The organism is Actibacterium atlanticum (genome assembly GCF_000671395.1).
Taxonomy (GTDB): Bacteria; Pseudomonadota; Alphaproteobacteria; order Rhodobacterales; family Rhodobacteraceae; genus Actibacterium_D; species Actibacterium_D atlanticum.
This window is the reverse complement of record NZ_AQQY01000001.1, coordinates 604,461-623,453: the sequence shown is the minus strand read 5'-3', so window position 1 is coordinate 623,453 and position 18,993 is coordinate 604,461. Positions and strand designations below refer to the sequence as shown.

The 18,993-nt window shown below is 59.1% G+C and carries 18 protein-coding genes; 8 read left to right on the top strand and 10 right to left on the bottom strand.

Features of this window, described 5'->3' with window-relative positions; genetic code table 11:
- Positions 1–44: 44 nt before the first annotated feature.
- Positions 45–572: a hypothetical protein gene (locus ATO10_RS03095; RefSeq protein ID WP_035248349.1), complete on the top strand. Its 528-nt coding sequence runs from the start codon at positions 45–47 to the stop codon at positions 570–572.
- 3 nt (positions 573–575) lie between these two features.
- Positions 576–4,031, top strand: coding sequence for a transcription-repair coupling factor (gene mfd, locus ATO10_RS03090; RefSeq protein WP_035247822.1), 3,456 nt, complete (start codon positions 576–578; stop codon positions 4,029–4,031).
- On the opposite strand, the gene ATO10_RS03085 is transcribed toward mfd, so the two are convergent.
- The 3 genes from ATO10_RS03085 to ATO10_RS03075 all read right to left on the bottom strand — a co-directional run bounded on the left by ATO10_RS03085 (position 4,028) and on the right by ATO10_RS03075 (position 7,476).
- Complete coding sequence (locus tag ATO10_RS03085; RefSeq protein WP_035247819.1) at positions 4,028–5,233, bottom strand: multidrug effflux MFS transporter; 1,206 nt, start codon at positions 5,231–5,233, stop codon at positions 4,028–4,030. The two genes, mfd and ATO10_RS03085, sit on opposite strands and share 4 nt — an antisense overlap.
- An 82-nt stretch (positions 5,234–5,315) precedes the next feature.
- A complete protein-coding gene (locus ATO10_RS03080) occupies positions 5,316–5,963 on the bottom strand; it encodes a DsbA family oxidoreductase (RefSeq protein WP_035247817.1) in 648 nt (215 codons plus the stop codon).
- The gene (locus tag ATO10_RS03075) at positions 5,950–7,476 is read right to left on the bottom strand and encodes a class I adenylate-forming enzyme family protein (RefSeq protein ID WP_035247815.1); all 1,527 of its coding nucleotides are present in this window, start codon (positions 7,474–7,476) and stop codon (positions 5,950–5,952) included. Before ATO10_RS03075 ends, ATO10_RS03080 begins: the two co-directional genes overlap by 14 nt.
- A gap of 66 nt (positions 7,477–7,542) precedes the next feature.
- Here ATO10_RS03075 and ATO10_RS03070 point away from each other — a divergent pair, with 66 nt between their 5' ends.
- Positions 7,543–8,166 carry a helix-turn-helix domain-containing protein gene (locus ATO10_RS03070; RefSeq protein ID WP_035247813.1) on the top strand — a complete coding sequence of 208 codons (624 nt, stop codon included), beginning with the start codon at positions 7,543–7,545 and terminating at the stop codon, positions 8,164–8,166.
- Here the strand turns inward: ATO10_RS03070 and arsB are convergent, their stop codons facing one another.
- The 3 genes from arsB to ATO10_RS03055 form a co-directional block, all read right to left on the bottom strand.
- Positions 8,167–9,180, bottom strand: coding sequence for an ACR3 family arsenite efflux transporter (gene arsB, locus ATO10_RS03065; protein WP_035247811.1), 1,014 nt, complete (start codon positions 9,178–9,180; stop codon positions 8,167–8,169). It lies immediately after the preceding gene.
- A gap of 83 nt (positions 9,181–9,263) precedes the next feature.
- On the bottom strand, positions 9,264–9,377 hold the full coding sequence (locus tag ATO10_RS03060; protein WP_035247809.1) for an entericidin EcnA/B family protein: 114 nt from the start codon (positions 9,375–9,377) through the stop codon (positions 9,264–9,266).
- Positions 9,378–9,379: 2 nt separating this feature from the next.
- Entirely contained in the window at positions 9,380–11,200 is a 1,821-nt protein-coding gene (locus tag ATO10_RS03055) for an extracellular solute-binding protein (RefSeq protein WP_035247807.1), read from the bottom strand.
- A gap of 322 nt (positions 11,201–11,522) precedes the next feature.
- Here ATO10_RS03055 and ATO10_RS03050 point away from each other — a divergent pair, with 322 nt between their 5' ends.
- From ATO10_RS03050 to ATO10_RS03040, 3 genes are read left to right on the top strand one after another with little or no spacing between them, the layout of a single operon-like run.
- Complete coding sequence (locus ATO10_RS03050) at positions 11,523–12,296, top strand: 3-hydroxybutyrate dehydrogenase (protein ID WP_035247804.1); 774 nt, start codon at positions 11,523–11,525, stop codon at positions 12,294–12,296.
- Positions 12,293–12,637: a pentapeptide repeat-containing protein gene (locus tag ATO10_RS03045; RefSeq protein ID WP_051597910.1), complete on the top strand. Its 345-nt coding sequence runs from the start codon at positions 12,293–12,295 to the stop codon at positions 12,635–12,637. The genes ATO10_RS03050 and ATO10_RS03045 overlap by 4 nt, the downstream gene beginning before the upstream one ends.
- Complete coding sequence (locus ATO10_RS03040) at positions 12,627–13,655, top strand: patatin-like phospholipase family protein (protein ID WP_035247802.1); 1,029 nt, start codon at positions 12,627–12,629, stop codon at positions 13,653–13,655. Before ATO10_RS03045 ends, ATO10_RS03040 begins: the two co-directional genes overlap by 11 nt.
- On the opposite strand, the gene ATO10_RS03035 is transcribed toward ATO10_RS03040, so the two are convergent.
- The 4 genes from ATO10_RS03035 to ATO10_RS03020 all read right to left on the bottom strand — a co-directional run bounded on the left by ATO10_RS03035 (position 13,652) and on the right by ATO10_RS03020 (position 16,905).
- Positions 13,652–14,260 (bottom strand): LysE/ArgO family amino acid transporter, encoded by a 609-nt coding sequence (locus ATO10_RS03035; protein ID WP_035247800.1) that lies wholly within the window; start codon positions 14,258–14,260, stop codon positions 13,652–13,654. The two genes, ATO10_RS03040 and ATO10_RS03035, sit on opposite strands and share 4 nt — an antisense overlap.
- Before the next feature lie 3 nt (positions 14,261–14,263).
- Entirely contained in the window at positions 14,264–15,025 is a 762-nt protein-coding gene (locus ATO10_RS03030) for a DUF502 domain-containing protein (protein ID WP_035247798.1), read from the bottom strand.
- Between the two features lie 75 nt (positions 15,026–15,100).
- The gene (locus tag ATO10_RS03025) at positions 15,101–16,015 is read right to left on the bottom strand and encodes a pseudouridine-5'-phosphate glycosidase (protein ID WP_035247797.1); all 915 of its coding nucleotides are present in this window, start codon (positions 16,013–16,015) and stop codon (positions 15,101–15,103) included.
- Positions 16,012–16,905 (bottom strand): PfkB family carbohydrate kinase, encoded by an 894-nt coding sequence (locus ATO10_RS03020; protein WP_035247793.1) that lies wholly within the window; start codon positions 16,903–16,905, stop codon positions 16,012–16,014. The genes ATO10_RS03025 and ATO10_RS03020 overlap by 4 nt, the downstream gene beginning before the upstream one ends.
- Positions 16,906–17,108: 203 nt before the next feature.
- Here ATO10_RS03020 and rpsB point away from each other — a divergent pair, with 203 nt between their 5' ends.
- Together rpsB and tsf are read left to right on the top strand one after the other, a co-directional pair.
- Positions 17,109–17,888, top strand: coding sequence for a 30S ribosomal protein S2 (gene rpsB, locus ATO10_RS03015; protein WP_035248346.1), 780 nt, complete (start codon positions 17,109–17,111; stop codon positions 17,886–17,888).
- Positions 17,889–17,968: 80 nt separating this feature from the next.
- Positions 17,969–18,844: a translation elongation factor Ts gene (gene tsf, locus ATO10_RS03010; protein ID WP_035247790.1), complete on the top strand. Its 876-nt coding sequence runs from the start codon at positions 17,969–17,971 to the stop codon at positions 18,842–18,844.
- Positions 18,845–18,993 lie beyond the last annotated feature (149 nt).

Sequence of the window (18,993 nt, the reverse complement as noted above, 5' to 3'; positions counted from 1 at the left end):
CCGCTAAGTTGCGCGGCAATGCAGAAAACCAAAGGGGCCGGGCCGTGGAATCCTATAGAACCGTGTTCGAAGTGATCGATATGCGATCCTTTTCGAACCTGTGGTATTGGATCGCTTTAGCGGTGGTGTGGTCTTCGGCCTCGCACTGGGTACTTGGCGTGCCGTGGGATCTGGTGCAGCGCGCAATGCGCAAAGGCGGCCAGGCCGAAGCCGACTTTAACGATATCACCCGAATTAACGTAAACCGAATTCTCTATATTGCTGATATGTCAGGTCTTTGGCTGATCGGCTTTGCCTCGTTCTTCCTGACCTCGATTCTGGTACTGGGCTGGTATTTCTGGATCGAATTTTGCCAGGCGATCTTTATGATTGCCTTCCCCATGTCACTGGTCGGGGGCTTAAGCATTCGTACCGCACGCAAGGTCGACGCCTCGGGAATTCAAGGCGAAGACCTGTATAAAAAGCTAAGACGTCAGCGGCTGATCACTCAGGTGATCGGGATGATCTCGATCTTTGTCACGTCGATCTGGGGCATGTACCTGAACCTCTCTGTTGGCGCATTGGGCAGCTAAACCATGACACAGCACATCACCGTCGGTGGCGCACCCGAAGGGTTTGACGCGCGCCTGATCGCGCAGGAAATGGCCAAAACCGGCAAGCCGGTGCTGCACATCGCGCGCGATGACAAGCGCATGGCGGCGATGCGTGCGGCGTTGCGGTTCTTTGCGCCTGAGGCGGTCGTGCTGACCTTGCCAGGGTGGGATTGCCTGCCGTTTGACCGGGTGTCGCCCAATCCGGATGTCTCGGCCGCGCGGATGGCGGCTTTGGCGGCACTATCGTCAGGGCTGAAGGGGCCGTTCGTACTTCTGACAACCTTGTCGGCCGCCACGCAACGTGTGTCGGCCCGATCCTTGTTGCGCGAATCCAGCTTTGCCGCACAGGTCGACAGCCGAATTAACGAAGAGGCGCTGCGTAACTTCTTGACCCGCATGGGGTTTTCGCAGACCCCAACCGTGATGGAACCGGGCGATTTCGCCATTCGCGGCGGCATCTATGATATCTATCCGCCGGGCCAGTCCGGCCCCGTGCGTCTGGATCTGTTCGGCGATGTTCTGGACGGCATCCGCCGGTTTGACCCGGTCAGCCAGCGCACGACACAGACGCTGAAACAGATTGAGCTGTCTCCGGTGTCCGAGGTGGTGCTGGACGATTCCTCGATCACCCGGTTCCGCCAGAATTACCGCATCGAATTCGGCGCGGCGGGCAGCGACGATCCACTGTATGAGGCCGTCAGCGCGGGACGCAAACACCAAGGCATGGAACACTGGCTGCCGTTCTTTCACAAAGAGCTGGAAACGCTGTTCGACTACCTGCCCGAAGCGTCAGTCATGCTGGACGATCAGCTGACCCCTGCGCGGCTGAGCCGTTGGGAAAGCATCGAAGACCAGTACGACACCCGGCAAGAAGCAATGAAAGCCAAGTCGCGGATGGATACGGTCTATAAGCCGTGCCCGCCGGGATTGATGTATCTGGACGATCCTGCATGGGAAGCCGCGATTGCCGGCCATCGTGTGTTGCAGATGCACCCGCTGGCGCAAGGCTCTGGCCCCGGCGTGATTGATGCGGGTGGGCGGATCGGGCGGAACTTTGCGCCAGAACGCGGGCTAGAACAAGTTAGCCTTTTCAGCGCACTAAAAGACCATATTCAAGCGAAGCGCGAAGATGGACCTGTAGTTGTTGCCAGCTATTCCGAAGGCGCCCGCGAACGTCTGCAGGGCCTGTTGGAGGACGAAGGCATCAAAGATGCCACTTTAATCAATGACACGCGCGAGATTGCGGCGGGCAAAACCCTGTACCTGTCGGTCTGGGCGTTGGAGCACGGGTTTGAAAGCCCGAACCTGACGGTGATTTCAGAGCAGGACGTTCTGGGCGATCGCCTGATCCGCGCCCCTAAGAAACGCAAACGGGCTGAGAACTTCCTGACCGAAACCCAATCGCTGTCAGCCGGTGACCTGATTGTGCATGTCGAACATGGGGTGGGGCGCTACAAGGGGTTGGAGACCATCACCGCCGCCGGCGCGCCGCACGAATGTCTGTCGCTGGAATACGCAGGCGGGGATCGGTTGTTCCTGCCCGTTGAAAACATCGAGCTGCTTAGCCGATATGGCCACGAAGAAGGCCTTTTAGACAAGCTGGGCGGTGGCGCGTGGCAGGCCAAGAAGGCCCGCCTGAAAGAACGTATCCGCCAAATCGCGGGCAAGCTGATCCGCATTGCCGCCGAACGCGCCCTGCGCAGCGCGCCCATTCTGGAGCCAAACCATCACATGTGGGAGGCCTTTAGCGCCCGCTTTCCCTATCAGGAAACCGAAGATCAGCTGACCGCGATCGAGGACGTTCTGGGCGACATGGCTCATGGCAGCCCGATGGACCGGCTGGTTTGCGGCGATGTCGGCTTTGGCAAGACCGAAGTGGCCATGCGCGCGGCCTTCGTGGCCGCCATGTGCGGTGTGCAGGTGGCGGTGATCGCGCCGACCACGCTGTTGGCCCGCCAACACGCGAAATCATTCAAAGACCGTTTCCGGGGCTTCCCGCTTGAGGTCCGGCAGCTGTCGCGGTTTGTGTCCACGACCGAGGCGTCAAAAACGCGCGCCGGGTTGGCGGACGGCACGGTGGACATTTGCATCGGCACCCATGCGTTGCTGGCCAAGAACATCAGGTTTAAAAACCTGGGCCTGCTGATCATCGACGAGGAACAGCATTTCGGTGTCAGCCATAAGGAACGTCTGAAGGAAATGCGTTCAGACGTGCATGTGCTGACTCTGACCGCCACGCCGATCCCGCGGACGTTGCAGATGTCGATGACCGGCGTGCGCGATCTGTCGATCATCGGCACCCCGCCCGTCGACCGCCTGTCAATCCGTACCTATGTGTCCGAGTTTGATGCGGTCACGATCCGCGAGGCCCTGCTACGCGAACATTATCGCGGCGGGCAGAGCTTTTACGTAGTGCCCCGCATCAAAGACCTGCCCGAGATCGAGGAATTCCTGCGCGATCATGTGCCCGAGGTCAGCTTTGTCATCGCCCACGGCCAGCTTGCTGCCGGAGAGCTGGACGAGCGTATGAACGCCTTTTACGACGGCAAATATGACGTGCTGCTGGCCACCACGATTGTGGAATCCGGCATCGACATCCCCACCGCCAACACCATGGTTGTGCACCGCGCCGATATGTTTGGCCTCGCGCAGCTTTATCAGATCCGTGGCCGGGTTGGGCGCTCTAAAACCCGCGCTTACGCCTATCTAACAACTCAGCCCCGCAAACCCTTGACGCCGCAGGCAGAAAAGCGTTTGCGCGTACTTGGCAGCCTGGACAGCCTGGGCGCCGGGTTCAACCTGGCGGCTCAGGATCTGGACATTCGCGGTGCCGGGAACCTGGTGGGCGAGGAACAATCCGGCCAAATGAACGAAGTCGGGTTTGAGCTTTATCAATCCATGCTGGAAGAGGCGATTTCCAAGATCAAATCCGGCGAGGCCGAAGGCCTGCCCGATGATGACCAATGGGCGCCGCAGATCAATCTGGGCGTGCCGGTTCTGATCCCCGAGACTTACGTGCCTGATCTGGACGTGCGTCTGGGCCTCTATCGCCGATTGTCAGACCTGCACACCAAGGTCGAGCTGGAAGGCTTTGCCGCCGAGCTGATCGACCGGTTTGGCAAACTGCCCAAAGAGGTCAACACGCTGCTGTTGATCGTGCGCATCAAGGCGATGTGCAAAAAGGCCGGTATTGCCAAGCTGGATGGCGGACCCAAGGGGGCGACCATCCAGTTCCACAACGACAAATTCGCCTCACCCACCGGGTTGGTTGAATTTATTCAGGCGCAAAAGGGTCTGGCCAAGGTCAAGGACAACAAGATTGTCGTGCGGCGCGACTGGGCCAAAAGCAGCGACAAGATCAAAGGCGCCTTTGCCATTGCCCGCGATCTGGCTGAAAAGGTTGTGGCCGAACGTAAGAAGGCGCGTAAAAAGGCCTAAGCCTCTTCGCGGGGCATCAGAAAGAACAGCACGCGCGCCACCGCGACGGCGCTCAAAAGTCCGATGCCAAGCGGGATCGGTGTGCCGTCGAAGGCCAGTCCGACGGGCACAGCGATCAGCAAGGACAACACGGTTGCCGTCGCCCCGATAACCGAGGCCGCCATGCCAGCGATATGGCCCAGCGGTACCATGGCCAACGCGTTCAGGTTGCCGACGGTCAGCCCCAACATGCCAAAAACCGTGATCTGCCAGAGAATAAACGCCGGAAAGGCCGCCCAAGCGGGCCACAGCCCCAGCCCATACATCACGAGCATGACCGCCGAGACCGCCACCTGCACATTCAGCGAAAAGCGGATCAGCACCCGCATCCCCAACCGGCCCACCAGCTTGGCATTCAACAGACTGCTGGCCCCCGCCATCAGTGCGATAAAACCGAACCACAGGTGGAAATGCTCGCCTTCGTCAAAGTAGATGTCGAACACCTGTTGGGTGGAGGTTAACATCATGAACAGGCAGCCGAAAATCAGCGCCTGTACGAAAATCGATACAGTGACAATGCGGTGTGAAAAAACCTCGGTGATGGCCTCGACCAACAGGCTCAGTTGCAGTGGGCGACGACGTTCGGGCAGCAAGGTTTCACGTTGGCGCGTGCCGAACCATGTGATGGACACCACCGAGAACACCACGAACAAGCCAAAAATCAGCCGCCAGCTGCCCAACGCAATTACAAACGCCCCCAAAGTCGGTGCCAGCGCAGGCAACAGGGTAAAGATCATCATGATAAACGAGGTGATCCGCGCCATATCGCGACCCTCATAAAGGTCGCGGACAATGGCCAGCCCAACGACACGCGGCGCGGCAGCGCCAAAGCCCTGAAACACCCGCGCGATCAGCATCAGCTCTAGCGAGTCAGCAAACGCAGCAACGATCGAGGCCACAATATACAGTGCGGCACCGGAAAAGATCACGGGGCGCCGCCCAAACGCGTCAGACAGCGGGCCAGTAATCATCGTGCCCATGCCCATGCCAAGGATAAAACTGCTGATGATCAGTTGCGCTTTGTTCAGCGCATCGGGTGTCAGCTCGGCCCCGATCTCGGGCAGGGCAGGCAGCATGGCATCTACGGAAAAGGCGATGGTGGCAAACATCATCGCGGTCATGGCGATAAATTCGCCCGATTTCAGACGTGCGGGAAAGGGCATTAAGGATCTTTCAAAAAGCTGCCGCCTTTATCAAGGCGAACTGCTCAAAAAGCCAGTGCACAATGTGCAGAGCGGGGCTGCGTCAATGCACAGGTTGCTCACCGGGGTTCAAAACCTCGTCAATCACCTGCTCCCACAGTTCCGTTGGTTGGGCGCCAGGCAGAACATGCTGATTATGCACGATAAAGCAGGGCACACCGGTGACACCGCGCTGGCGGGCATGGGCATCGCGGGCGCGGGTGTCTTCGACATCGGCATCGCTGTCCAGCAGACGCTGAACCAGATCAGAATCCATCTCAGCCCGTTTGGCGATGTCGATCAGCACTGCTTTGTCGCCAATATCCAGCCCCTGCTTAAAATACGCCTCGAACAGGAACGAGACCACAGGCGTCTGCCGCCCCTCAATCCCGGCCCAATGGATCAGACGGTGGGCATTCAGCGTGTTGGGGGTGCGCTGGATGGCGCCAAAATCTATCTCCATGCCTTCGGCTTCGGCCCGTTCGACGATGGGGCGGTAAGCATCCAGCGCGCCCTGGGTGCCGCCGAACTTGGCCTCAAGATAGGCGCGGCGCTCCATGCCACCTTCGGGCATTTCGGGGTTTAACTGAAACGGGTGCCATTCAATGGTGAACGGGTGGTCGGGATGCGCCGCCAGCGCGCGGTCCAGATAGGTTTTTCCGATATAGCACCACGGGCAGATCGGGTCAGACAGGATATCAAGTTTGATCATGATCGGCCTCCCAGCCTTCCCGCAGAGCGCGGCGGTTCAATTTGCCATTACCCCCCTTGGGGAGGGACTCCATGTGCACATAGATGCGCGGCTGCTTATAGCGCGCCAGATGGTCGACGGCATAGGCTTTCAGGGCGGCCTCGTCGATCACATCTCCGGTATAAAAGGCGGCGATGACGGTGGTGTCGGCCTTGACCTGCACTTCGGTCGCGGCGACCTCGGTAATTTGCGGATGGGCGGTCAGGGCGGTTTCGACCTCAATCGGCGACACACGGAACCCGCCCGCGTTCATCATGTCGTCGTTGCGCCCCAGATAGGTCACGGCGCCATCAGCAGCCATTTCGACCATGTCGCCGGTCAAAAACCATTCGCCCGCGAATTTTTCACGGGTCTCACCCTCGGCCCGCCAATAACCCAGCATCAGCCCCGGATCGCGGTTGCTGATCGCCATCTGGCCCGGCTCACCGCGCGTAACGGGCTGCATATCAGCGCCCAATACCGCCAGACGCCGCCCCGGTTGCGGATAGCCAGAGCTTTGATCCGGCGCGGGCTTAGCGGGTGATCCTGACAGATAGGTTGAACATTCCGACATGCCCAAAGCCTCGTAAACCCGCGTGCCGGTCGCATTGTTCCAAGCTGCACGAACAGCGGCGGGCATCTTTTCACCCGCCGAAAGCCCATGGCGAAGCGTGGGCAGCGTCAAGTTTGCGTCTTGCTTGAGGACCTGCCGATAAACCCCCGGCGCGGCGGCGAAAATCGTTGCCTTAAACTGAGTCAGGAGTTCCGGCAGAGCCGTTGCATCAACGCCGCTTTCGGGGATCAACGCGGTGGCGCCGATGGCCCATGGGTCCATCAATCCGGTGCCCAATGTGTAGGTCCAGTTGAACGCCCCGGCATGGAGAAGCCGATCATCGGGCTTCAGATCGTACCACCCGTTCCACATCATCCGCCGCGCCCAGATCGCGCGGTGGGCATGCAGCACCCCGCGCGGTCGGCCACTGGTGCCAGATGTGAAAATCATATAGGCGGGGCGGTTCGGATCGCCCATCACGTATTCGCCCGGCGCATGTTCAAACAGCGCTTCAAGCGCTTTGGCATCCAGTACCGGCGCGCAGTGGTCGGGCAGAGCGATCCCTTTGCCTGCGATCACCAGCGCCGGGTCAACCTGATCCGCCAGCTTGGTGATCTCTTCGGCCGTCAATTGCGCGGCCGTGGGCACGGGCAAAAGACCCGCCGCAATCGCGCCCAGAAAGGCAATCGGAAAATCCACAGTATTCCCCAACCGCAGCAACACCCGCGCACCGGCGGGCAAGCCCATTGCCCTGAACCCGCCCGCGACGCCCAGAACCGCTTTCTCAAGCTGTGCATAGGTCCATCGCTGCGCCCTGGTTGGCGATACAACCTCCAACGCGATCTTGTCGGGCTGACCGGCAGCGTGTTGCAAAACATACTGCGCCAGATTGAACGGCGCGGGGCACGGCTTGGGCAGGGTTTCGTCATAGATCGACAACATGGGATATGGCCTATCGTCGGCTCAGCGCGGTTGCAAGGGTCGGAGGCGGGCATTAGGTGTTGGCCTATGGATGATGAGACCCAACCCAGCCTGATCCGACTGGCCCGTGCCTCGGGTGATGCGACGCCGGTAGAGCCGGTCAATCTTGGCCCCCGCGTGCGCGAGCTGCGCAATGCGCGCGGCTGGACGCTGGAGCAAGCCGCCAAAGAAGCCGGGTTGGCGCGCTCGACCTTGTCCAAGATCGAAAACGGCCAGATGTCGCCAACCTATGAGGCGCTCAAGAAACTGGCCGAAGGACTGGCGATTTCCGTGCCGCAGCTGTTTACCCCGCCACAACGCAATCAGGTGTCTGGCCGGATGGCGGTGACCAAGTCGGGCGAGGGTGCAGCCCATGCCACCACGACCTATGAGCACGAGCTTTTGGCGGGTGCCCTGACCAAGAAACAAATGCTGCCCTATCGCGCGCGTATCCGGGCGCGATCATTCGAAGAATTCGACGGCTGGGTGCGCCATGATGGCGAAGAGTTTCTGTACGTACTGACCGGTGTTGTGAAGCTGCTGACCGAGTTCTACGAACCCGTGGAAATGCGCCGCGGCGACAGCGCTTATTACGATGCCTCCATGGGGCATAACGTGATTTCGGTCAGCGAAGAGGATGCGACCATCCTGTGGGTGACGTCTCTGGTCTGATCAGGCAAACCAATGCCGGGTGCGGTTGGCAAACCAGACCAACGACAGCATCACCGGCACCTCGACCAACACGCCCACAACCGTCGCCAAAGCCGCGCCTGAATGCAGGCCAAACAACGAGATCGCAACGGCGACCGCCAGTTCAAAGAAGTTCGACGTGCCGATCATGCAAGCCGGGGCGGCGATAGAATGGGGCAGGGCCAGTTTACGCGCCGCCACATAGGCCACCGCGAAAATGCCATAGCTTTGGATCATCAGCGGAATGGCGATCAGAACAATCGCGCCGGGTTTGGCCAGGATGGTTTCGGCCTGAAACCCAAACAGCAAAACAACTGTCGCCAACAACCCGACTGACGACCAGGGTTTGAGCCGATCCAGAAATCCGTCCAGCGCGTCGGACGCGCGGTTTTCAAGGCTGCGCCGGGTCAGCGCGCCCGCAACCAGCGGCAAGACAACATAGAGCACGACCGAGATCAGCAGGGTCTCCCACGGCACCGTGACGTCCGAAATGCCCAGCAGGAACGCCGCAATCGGGGCAAACGCGAAGATCATGATGACATCGTTCACTGAAACCTGCACCAGCGTGTAGTTGGGGTCACCGTCGGTCAGTTGGCTCCAGACAAATACCATGGCCGTGCACGGGGCCACGCCCAGCAGGATCATCCCGGCGATATATTCGCCTGCGGTTTGCGGATCGACCCAGGGCGCGAACAGCACCCGAAAGAACAGCCACCCAAGCGCTGCCATGGTGAAGGGTTTGACCAGCCAGTTGATGATCAGCGTCAGCACCAGTCCGCGCGGCGACTTTCCCACATCCTTGATCGCAGCAAAATCGACCTGCACCATCATCGGATAGATCATCACCCAGATCAGCACCGCGACAACAAGGTTCACGTGCGCCACTTCCAGCCCCGCCACAGCCACAAACAGCTGCGGCGCCAGATTGCCCAACAGCACTCCGGCCAGAATGCTGAGCCCAACCCAAACCGATAGGTAACGTGCGAAAATGCCCATGAAAGGCTCCTTGGTTCAGGCTGACAGAGAAACAGCGCCCGCTATAGGGGGGCGCTGTAACAGGTTCGTGACAGTTTTATGTCTCAGAACGCGTCGCGCACAATGCGAGAACTGGCCGAGATATCCTCGCCAATACCCTCCACGGTGCCGCAGGCCGCAACTATCGTCATTGCGGCGATCAGGATGTATTTTTTCATGCTCAGTCCTCTGAATGCCACCAGATGTCAGGCAAAAAGCCGCTCCAGTCTCCGTAGATCGAGATAGTTTCGGGGTACTTCAGGTTTTTGTCATAGGCAAGCCGCGAGCTGCGCGAGAACCAAATCGGGATCACATAGCGACCCGTCGTCAACACCCGGTCCAAAGCGCGGGTGGCCGCGACAAAGTCATCCTGACTGCGTGCGTTCAACATCTCGTCGATCAATCCATCGATTGCAGGACTGTCAGCACCCATCCAATTGCGCGTGTCGGGCTGGGTCACACCTGCCGAGCCCCAATAGAGGTTCTGTTCATTGCCGGGGCTTAGACTTGTGGAGCGCCGATAGTAAGTCATATCGAAATCATAGGGCTTGGTACGTTCGATATATTGCGCATTGTCGATAGCCGTAACTTTGGGAAAAATACCTAGCCGCTTCAACGCTTCGACATAGATATCAATGATCATCTGCGGTTCAGCACTGCCTTGGTTCAGCAGGATTTCAAAGGTAAAAGGCGTGCCATCAGCGGCTCTCATTACGCCGCTATTGTCGAGGACATACCCGGCCTCCTCCATCAGCTTTATCGCTGCGCGCAGGTTTCGGCGGTTGCTTTCCTTCCCGTCCGATGCGGGCAGGGCGTAGCCCTCCAAAGCGCCGGGCAATAGGTCATCGGCGTACGGCATCAGGAAGTCTTTCACCCGGCCTTTTGCCGCGCCATCGGTCTTCCCCAGTACCGAATTCGAAAAGTACGAAGTGATCCTTGGTTGTGTCCCGTCGTTCAAGGTCTGATTGATAAACTCATAGTTGAAAACCTCAATCAGCGCCTGACGTACGCGCCAGTCCTTGAACATTGCTCGGCGCGTGTTCATCACAAAGCCCCGCATGCCAGAGGGACGTTGGTTAGGAACTTCGGCCTTAACGATGTCGCCTTTCTGAACTGCAGGGAAACTATAGTTTGTCATCCACTTCGCAGCATTGCCTTCGCGATAGGTGCTGATCAGCCCCCCCCGGAATGCTTCGAACACCACATCACCATCTCCGTAATATTCATACAGGATCGTGTCAAAATTCATCGTGCCCCGGCGCAAGGGTAAATCGTTACCCCAGTATTCAGGATTGCGGTCAAGATTGACGTAGCGACCATATTCAAAGTCCCCAATCACATAGGGGGCAGAGCCAATGGGCACCACGTCATTGCTGCTGTTCTTAAAGTCCAACCCGTCCCATTGGGCCTTCTTCAGGATCGGGCGCAGGCCCATGATCAGTGGCATCTCGCGATCGGGTTCGTTAAAGGTGATCCGCAGGCTGTGTTCGCCTGTCGCCTCAATCTTTTCGACTTTGTTCCAAGCGTTGCGATAGCGTCCGGCACCTTGGGTACCCAGAGTCTCAAAAGACCAGATCACATCTTCGACCGTCACTGGGCTTCCATCCGAGAATCGGGCCTCGGGCCGCAGGGTGAATTCGACCCAATCGCGGGCTTCGGATGTCTCTACCGATTCGGCCAGAAGACCGTAGAGCGTAAAAGGCTCATCCCATGAACGGCCCATCAAGCTCTCAAATGCATAGATCCGAACCCCATAGGGCGCACGGCCTTTGCGGATGAAGGGGTTCAGGCTGTCAAAGCTACCTTGTTCGCCCAACACGATTTTTCCGCCCTTGGGCGCATCGGGGTTCACATAGGGTAAAGACACAAAATCCGGGGGCAGGGCGGGGTCCCCATACATAGCTATGCCATGTTGCGGTTCAGAAACGGCGAATCCTGTGGATAGAATCAGAGCCAGCGCGGCGCCTGCTGCGCGCCGAACGCGGAAAAACTTTGGTCTCATTTGTGCAACAATCTCTCGAACCCCTGTTTTCATTAGGCCAGAGCCTAAGCAGGGTTTGCTGGGTTTTCAAACTTTTAACTTGGACCTGAGCGGCGGATTGCGTATAAAGAGTGCACTGCTCGATAGGTTTCTTGCCTGTATGAAACCTGCCTCAATAACTTAACGCCCGCTTCGTGCGGGCGTTTTTTTTGCGCAGATGTCCGGCATGGATGCGCGTGCAGAATATTTCCCCTCAACCCGCGCATTCGCACGTGCAAACACCAGCCCCATACCGCATAGTCCGCCGCAACACTATTCAAGGGGCAAGAGGAGGCCAGCCGTTATGAGTCTGAAGGGAAAAACCGCCGTTATCACCGGGTCGAACTCGGGCATCGGTCTGGGCGTTGCACGTGAACTGGCCAAAGCGGGTGCGGACGTTGTTCTGAACTCTTTCACCGACCGTGACGAGGACCACAAGCTGGCCGAAGACCTGGGCGCCGAACTTGGCGTCACCGCGCGCTATATCAAAGCGGACATGTCCAAGGGCGACGAATGCCGCGCGCTGATCGAACAAGCAGGGCGCTGCGACATCCTGGTGAACAACGCCGGCATTCAGCATGTCGCGCCGATTGATCAGTTCCCGGGTGATAAATGGGACGCGATCATTGCGATCAACATGAATTCAAACTTCCACACCATGGCCGCTGCCCTGCCCAAGATGCGCGAAGCCGGTTGGGGGCGCGTTGTGAATGTGGCCTCGGCCCATGGATTGACCGCCTCGCCGTTCAAGGCCGCTTATGTCGCAGCCAAGCACGGTGTGGTTGGCATGACCAAAACCGTCGCGCTGGAAACCGCCGAAGAGCCGATCACCTGTAACGCGATCTGCCCCGGCTATGTTCTGACCCCGCTGGTCGAAGCGCAGATTCCCGACACCATGAAAGAATACGACATGAGCCGCGAAGACGTGGTGCGTAACGTGCTGCTGGCGCGCCAGCCTTCAAAGAACTTCGCCACGACAGAACAGATCGGCGGCACTGCCGTGTTCCTGTGCTCAGACGCCGCTGCACAGATCACCGGCACCACCATCAGTGTCGATGGCGGCTGGACGGCGCTATGACCGATCAGCCAGAGGCCGGACGCGACAAGTTACAGATCGACAATATGTTTCTGTGTGGCTCACGCTTTACGCGCGTGAGCCTCAAGGAGTCCCTATTTCAGGATGCCCATCTGATGGCGGCTCAGTTTGACGATGTGAACGCCGCTGGGCTTGTTTTCCATAATGCCAACCTTACGGACGCGAAGTTTTGCGATGTGAACATGTCGAACGTGGTCATTGATGGTGCAAATCTGCAAGGTCTGGCGATTACGAACGCGAATATCGCTGATATGACGATTGATGGAGTTCGGGTTAGTGATTTGATCGCGCTCTATGATGCGCAGCAGGGCAATGACGACTAAGAAACGTATCAATCTGGCCCTGCAGGGCGGCGGCGCCCATGGTGCATTCACCTGGGGCGTGCTGGATCGCATCCTTGAGGATGACGACATCGAAATCGCCGCGATCACCGGCACCTCGGCCGGGGCGCTGAACGGGGCCGCCGTTAAGGCCGGTCTGGCGCGGGGCACGCGCCAGGATGCGCGTGATAACCTTGATTGGATGTGGGATCAGGTCGCCGGGGTTGGAGACAGCCATCTGGCGCAGTGGTTGACGGATTTCATACCTGATACCAGCCCCTGGACCCAGATGATGCAGATGGCGATGCCATTCTCGTTGACGCAAACCGCCGCGCAACTGGTCAGCCCTTATTACTATGGTCCGCTCTATCGCAACCCGCTGCAATCGGTGGTCGACAAGTTCGACTTTGAAACGATCTGCTCTGACAAAGGGCCGCGACTGTTCATTGGGGCGACGCAATTGCGCAACGGCAAGGCCCGGATTTTCACCCGGGATGAAATCTCCACAGATGCGATTTTGGCCTCAGCCTGTCTGCCGACCGTGTTTCAGGCCATCGAAATCGAAGATCCCAAGACGGGTCACAAAGAATCCTATTGGGATGGCGGTTACAGCGCGAACCCGCCGCTTCACCCCCTGTATGACCCCGAACTGCCGCGTGACGTGGTGATCGTAAACATCAACCCGATGCATCGGAACGAGATTCCAAAAACGCCGCTGGATATCGAAGACCGGATCAACGAAATCAGCTTTAACGCCGCACTCCTACGCGAGTTGCAGGTGCTGCAAGCGGTACAGAGGGTCCAACCCGAAGAGGGCCCGATTGGCCGGGTTCTGGTGCATATGATCTCGGATGATGCGCTGATGCGGTCCTTGTCGGCGGAAAGCAAAGCCATGCCTGACCCAGGGCTGCTGCGGTCTTTGAAAGAGGCCGGGCGCGAGTCCGCCGATATGTTCCTTGAAGACCATAAACCAGCGCTTGGCGTTGAAAGTTCGGTCAATCTGGATGCGCTGCTGGATTAAAGGCTCAATAGCAGACCCAAAGCAATCGCCCACATCACCAGCCCCACGCCGATGTCAAACAAACGCCAGGCGCGGGCACTTTGCATGATCGGGGCCAAGAGCCGCGCGCCATAGCCCAGCCCAAAGAAAAAACTGAACGAGGCCGCGATAGCGGCGACGCCAAAGGCAAGCTTTTGGGGCAGGGGGGCAAACTGGGTTGAAACCGCTCCGATCAGACCCAGCGTGTCCAGATAAACGTGGGGGTTCAGCCAAGTGAACGCCGCTGCAGTCGCGATGGTCTTGCCCAATGACGCGGACTGACCTGAAAGCGCCATGCTGTATTCACCCTTGTAAGCCGCATGAAACCGCATCGCGCCGTAGACGATCAGGAACGCGGCCCCTGCCAGTGCCATGATCATTGGCAACGCCGGCCATTGCTCGACGATTGCGCCGAACCCGGCCACACCGGCGGTGATCAGTATGGCGTCCGACACGGCGCAAAACAGGCACAGCCAGAACACATGCGTCCGCAGCAACCCCTGACGCAAGACAAACGCGTTCTGTGCCCCAATCGCCAAGATCAGCGAGAACGCCGTGGCGTATCCGGTGAGAGCGGCGGTGAACATGGTTTACTGCGCGGGGGGCGTCAGCGTGGGCGGGATGTGGCCGTTTTGATCGGGCGGATACACCAACCCAGCCGAGATCACCAGCTTGGCCGCGTCCTCGGTGCTCATGTCCAGGATCACCACATCTTCGCGCGGGACGAACAGTAAAAAGCCCGAGGTCGGGTTGGGCGTGGTTGGCAAAAAGACCGAGATCAACGGCTCATCTCGCGGGATTTTGCGGTCGATTTCACCCTTTGTGGTGGTCGAGATAAACGCGACAGCCCAGATCCCCTTGCGCGGGTATTGCACCAGACAGGCTTGATCAAACGAGGTTTCGGTCTGCGCCAAAACCGTTTCTGCGATTTGTTTCAAACCGTTATAGACCGATCTTACCACGGGCATACGGTCAACCTGACGTTCCGCCCACACCAGGAAAGAGCGCCCGATAAAGCCTTTCATCAGCCAGCCGATGATCAGCGTGAACAGTAAGAAGAACACCACGCCAACGCCGCGGATGTTCACCGTGATCCGATCTTCTGGGTTGGTGTAGCCCAGAAGGCGGTTGATCACCTCTTCGGGTTTATAGATGTCGGGCACGAAGGGCAGGACGAAGCTGTCGACCCACCCGATCAGGGTCCAGAACAGCCAGACGGTTACGCCAATCGGTGCGATAACCACCAAACCTGTCAGAAATGAACTGCGCAGCCAGCCCAGAAACCGGCCAACAAGCCGCGCGATCAGCGGGGCGCGGTGGCGCTGTTCATCAGATTCGTCTTTTTCAAACATGATCGTCCCACGGGCTGCTCAGATCGTATGTAAGCCGCTGTCCGGGTTACTACAACCTTGGTCTTAGACCAAAGCTCAATCAGCCGTTTGAAGGGTGATTTCCTGCGCGATTTTGGCTGCAAGCCGGGCGTTGTTCAGCACCAGCGCGATATTGGCCTCAAGCGAACGCCCTTGGGTCAGCCCATAGATACGAGACAGCAGGAAAGGGGTGACCTCTTTGGCACTGATTCCCTGCGCATCCTGCAGCGCAGCCTCAATGATCGGGGTGATCTCATCAGCGGGGATTTCAGCCTCAACCGGGATCGGGTTCGCCACCAATTGCCCGCCGGGCAAGCCAAGGCGCGCGCGCATCAGGTGGGCGGCAGCAATTTCACCCGCATCATCCATCCGCAAAGGGGCAGGCAGGCCAGAACTGCGCGACCAAAAGGCGGGCAGCTCATCCCTGCCATAGCCAATCACCGGAACGCCCAGAGTTTCCAGCACTTCTAGCGTTTTGGGCAGGTCCAATATCGCTTTGGCCCCGGCAGCCACAACCGTCACCGGGCTTTGCGCCAATTCCTGAAGGTCGGCGGATATATCGAAGGTGTCTTGCGCGCCGCGATGCACGCCGCCAATGCCCCCCGTGGCAAATACATGAATGCCCGCGAGGGCAGCACAGATCATCGTGGCGGCGACGGTCGTGGCACCGGTCCAGCCCTGCGACAGACACGCGGCGATATCCGCCCGGCTGATTTTGCGCGCGTCTTGCGTTTTTGCCAAAGCCTCCAGCCGTTCATCCGTCAATCCTATGCAGATTTCCCCCTTCATCAGGGCAATCGTCGCAGGCACGGCCCCCGCATCGCGCACGGCTTGTTCTACCTTGCGCGCGGTTTCCAGGTTCTGCGGATAGGGCATCCCGTGGGTGATGATCGTGCTTTCCAGCGCAACGATGGCGCGGCCTTGGGCCTTGGCGGCGGCGACCTCGGGGGCGATGTTCAGGGGGGCGGTCATGCGGGGCTTTCTCCGGCAACGTATTGGGCGGCGGCTTGCAGGGCTTGATCCAACGCGGCGTCCCGCGCGGTTCCGGCCAGTTCTGCCGCGATATGGGCGGCCATGAATGTATCCCCGGCGCCGGTGACACGGGTGACCAAAACCTTGGGCGGGGTACGTTCTAACAGGCCTTCGGCGTCGGCCAAAACCGCGCTTTCACCGCCATCTGTCACCAACACCCGATGCGCGCCGCGGGCGATAAGGGCCTTAGCCGCCTTCACCGCAGTTTCGAACTTGGTGAGGCAGATCAAACCGGCCTCTTCACGGTTCAGATAGATCGTGGCGCGGCTGTGGGTCAGCAGCGGGATCAGCCGTTCGGCTTTGCCGGGGCTGGCAGGCGCCACGCGCAGATCAGCACGGGCAAAGGCAGGCGAGCGCGCGATTTCGCCCAGCAAGCCCTCGGTCAGATTGCCATCCAGCGCAATCGCGCCATCATAGGGCAGGGCAGAGGTGCCCAGCGGGCCATCCATGAGCGGTGCCAGGACTTTGTCGCCCGCGGCTTCCAAAGAATGAGCATCGGCCAAGGCCGCGACCAGCCCATTGCCGCCCTCAATTGCCATATACCGGTCGGTGGGCAGATCGGCAGAGCGGTAAATATGGTCGGTGGCCAGCCCCATACGCGTGCACGCCTGGATCAGCTCTTCGCCCTCGGCATCTTGCCCAACGGCACTTAGCAGCGCGGGACGCAGGCCAAACCGGCGCAGGGTCATGGCGATGTTCAACGCCACGCCACCGGGCAAACGGGTGATCCGCCCCGGCACGTCATAGCCCACGTCCATCCGGCGCGGCGTGCGCCCGATCACGTCCCACAGCACCGAGCCAATACATAGAATATCTGGTTGATCCGTCATAGAACCGTTCATGGCCTCGGTTTTGCCCTTAGACAAGGATGAAATCAGGGCAGGGGGGTTGCATCCTTTCCGACAAGGCGCTAAACGCGCGGCACTTCACAGGCGAGGCTTGGGCCCTGCAGGGAGAAATCCTGCAAAGGTCCGCCGGTTGGGCAACTGCCCTGATGGCTTCGCCAAGGCGCAAACCGGAAAAGGAAAAGATTATGGCGCTTCCCGATTTTTCGATTCGTCAGCTGCTTGAAGCTGGCGTTCACTTTGGTCACCAGACCCAACGTTGGAACCCCCGCATGGGTCCGTATATCCACGGCTCGCGCAATGGCATCCACATCATCGACCTGACACAGACCGTTCCCATGCTGGACCAGGCTCTGCAGGCCGTTCGTGACGTTGCAGCCCGTGGTGGCCGCGTTCTGTTCGTCGGCACCAAGCGTCAGGCCGCTGGCGCCGTGGCTGAAGCCGCTGAGAAATGCGCACAGTACTACATGAACCACCGCTGGCTGGGCGGCACGCTGACCAACTGGAAAACCGTTTCCCAGTCGATCAACCGTCTGAACACCATCGACGAAGCTCTGGCATCCGGCGCTGAAGGCCTGACCAAGAAAGAGCGTCTGGGCATGGAACGTGACCAGGCCAAACTGCAGGCGTCGCTGGGCGGCATCCGCGAAATGGGCGGCCTGCCCGACCTGCTGTTCGTCATCGACGTGAAAAAAGAAGATCTGGCTATCGCCGAAGCCAACAAACTGGGCATCCCGGTTGTGGCTGTGGTTGATACCAACTGCTCGCCCGAAGGCGTGGATTACGTGATCCCCGGCAACGACGACGCTGCACGCGCCATCGCAATGTATTGCGATCTGGTGTCGCGCTCGGCTCTGGACGGTATGTCGGCTCAGCTGGACGCCGCTGGCGTTGACATCGGCGCCATGGAAGAAGCGCTGGTCGAAGAAGTCGTCGAAGAAGCTGCTGAAGCCCCCGCCGAAGCCTGATCCACGACTGTCACGGAATTGATACCGGACGCAGGTAGCTGCGTCCGGGACCGCTTAAATATCTGATGAGGAGAGCCGAAATGGCAATCACCGCAGCATTGGTAAAAGAACTGCGCGACAGCACCGGCGCAGGCATGATGGATGCGAAAAAAGCGCTGACCGAAACCGACGGCGACATGGAAGCCGCTGTTGACTGGCTGCGCACCAAAGGTCTGGCGAAAGCCGCCAAGAAATCGGGCCGCACCGCCGCCGAAGGCCTGGTGGCCGTCGCTGTTGAAGGTGGCAAGGGTGTCGCTGTTGAAGTGAACTCGGAAACCGACTTCGTTGCGAAAAACGCTGAATTCCAGGGCATGGTTGGCGGCATCGCCAAGGCCGCTCTGGGCGTGGCTGACGTTGAAGGTCTGGCTGCTGCCGATCTGGGCGGCAAATCGGTTGCCGATACCCTGACCGACAAAATCGCCACCATCGGCGAGAACATGACCCTGCGCCGCATGGTTGCAGTCGAGGGCGATCAGGTTGTGACCTACATCCACAACCCCGCTGGCGACGACATGGGCAAAATCGGCGTTCTGGTTGCTCTGAAAGGCGACAACGAAGCCTTCGGCAAGCAGGTTGCCATGCACGTGGCTGCTGCAAACCCCGCCTCGCTGAACGAAGATGACCTGGACCCGGCTGTTGTTGAAAAAGAGCGCGGCATCCAGATCGAGATCGCACGCGAATCGGGTAAGCCCGAGCAGGTGATCGAAAAGATGATCGTCGGCCGCATGAAGAAATTCATGGCTGAAGTCACTCTGGTCAACCAGTCGTTCGTTATCAACCCCGACCTAACCGTTGGCGCTGCTGCCAAGGAAGCCGGTGTTGAAATCGTTGCATTTGCCCGCGTTGAAGTTGGCGAAGGTATCGAAAAGAAAGAAGAAGACTTCGCAGCTGAGGTCGCCAAAGCCGTTCAAGGCTAAGCCTTTCTTTCAAAACGATTTTACGGCCTGCCTTTCGGGGTGGGCCGTTTTCGTTTCTGCGATTGAAAACTAAAAAACGGTGCAGCCGGGCGGGCTGCACCGTCTATTTCGCATCGCACCATTGGGGATGAGGACGCTGCGATTTTGCC

Bases quoted from the DNA above. Each gene is read 5' to 3' on its own strand.
- mfd (WP_035247822.1), top strand. From the start codon at position 576: ATGACACAGCACATCACCGTCGGTGGCGCACCCGAAGGGTTTGACGCG.
- ATO10_RS03085 (WP_035247819.1), bottom strand. From the start codon at position 5,233: ATGCCCTTTCCCGCACGTCTGAAATCGGGCGAATTTATCGCCATGACC.
- ATO10_RS03080 (WP_035247817.1), bottom strand. From the start codon at position 5,963: ATGATCAAACTTGATATCCTGTCTGACCCGATCTGCCCGTGGTGCTAT.
- ATO10_RS03075 (WP_035247815.1), bottom strand. From the start codon at position 7,476: ATGTTGTCGATCTATGACGAAACCCTGCCCAAGCCGTGCCCCGCGCCG.
- ATO10_RS03070 (WP_035247813.1), top strand. From the start codon at position 7,543: ATGGATGATGAGACCCAACCCAGCCTGATCCGACTGGCCCGTGCCTCG.
- arsB (WP_035247811.1), bottom strand. From the start codon at position 9,180: ATGGGCATTTTCGCACGTTACCTATCGGTTTGGGTTGGGCTCAGCATT.
- ATO10_RS03060 (WP_035247809.1), bottom strand. From the start codon at position 9,377: ATGAAAAAATACATCCTGATCGCCGCAATGACGATAGTTGCGGCCTGC.
- ATO10_RS03055 (WP_035247807.1), bottom strand. From the start codon at position 11,200: ATGAGACCAAAGTTTTTCCGCGTTCGGCGCGCAGCAGGCGCCGCGCTG.
- ATO10_RS03050 (WP_035247804.1), top strand. From the start codon at position 11,523: ATGAGTCTGAAGGGAAAAACCGCCGTTATCACCGGGTCGAACTCGGGC.
- ATO10_RS03045 (WP_051597910.1), top strand. From the start codon at position 12,293: ATGACCGATCAGCCAGAGGCCGGACGCGACAAGTTACAGATCGACAAT.
- ATO10_RS03040 (WP_035247802.1), top strand. From the start codon at position 12,627: ATGACGACTAAGAAACGTATCAATCTGGCCCTGCAGGGCGGCGGCGCC.
- ATO10_RS03035 (WP_035247800.1), bottom strand. From the start codon at position 14,260: ATGTTCACCGCCGCTCTCACCGGATACGCCACGGCGTTCTCGCTGATC.
- ATO10_RS03030 (WP_035247798.1), bottom strand. From the start codon at position 15,025: ATGTTTGAAAAAGACGAATCTGATGAACAGCGCCACCGCGCCCCGCTG.
- ATO10_RS03025 (WP_035247797.1), bottom strand. From the start codon at position 16,015: ATGACCGCCCCCCTGAACATCGCCCCCGAGGTCGCCGCCGCCAAGGCC.
- ATO10_RS03020 (WP_035247793.1), bottom strand. From the start codon at position 16,905: ATGACGGATCAACCAGATATTCTATGTATTGGCTCGGTGCTGTGGGAC.
- rpsB (WP_035248346.1), top strand. From the start codon at position 17,109: ATGGCGCTTCCCGATTTTTCGATTCGTCAGCTGCTTGAAGCTGGCGTT.
- tsf (WP_035247790.1), top strand. From the start codon at position 17,969: ATGGCAATCACCGCAGCATTGGTAAAAGAACTGCGCGACAGCACCGGC.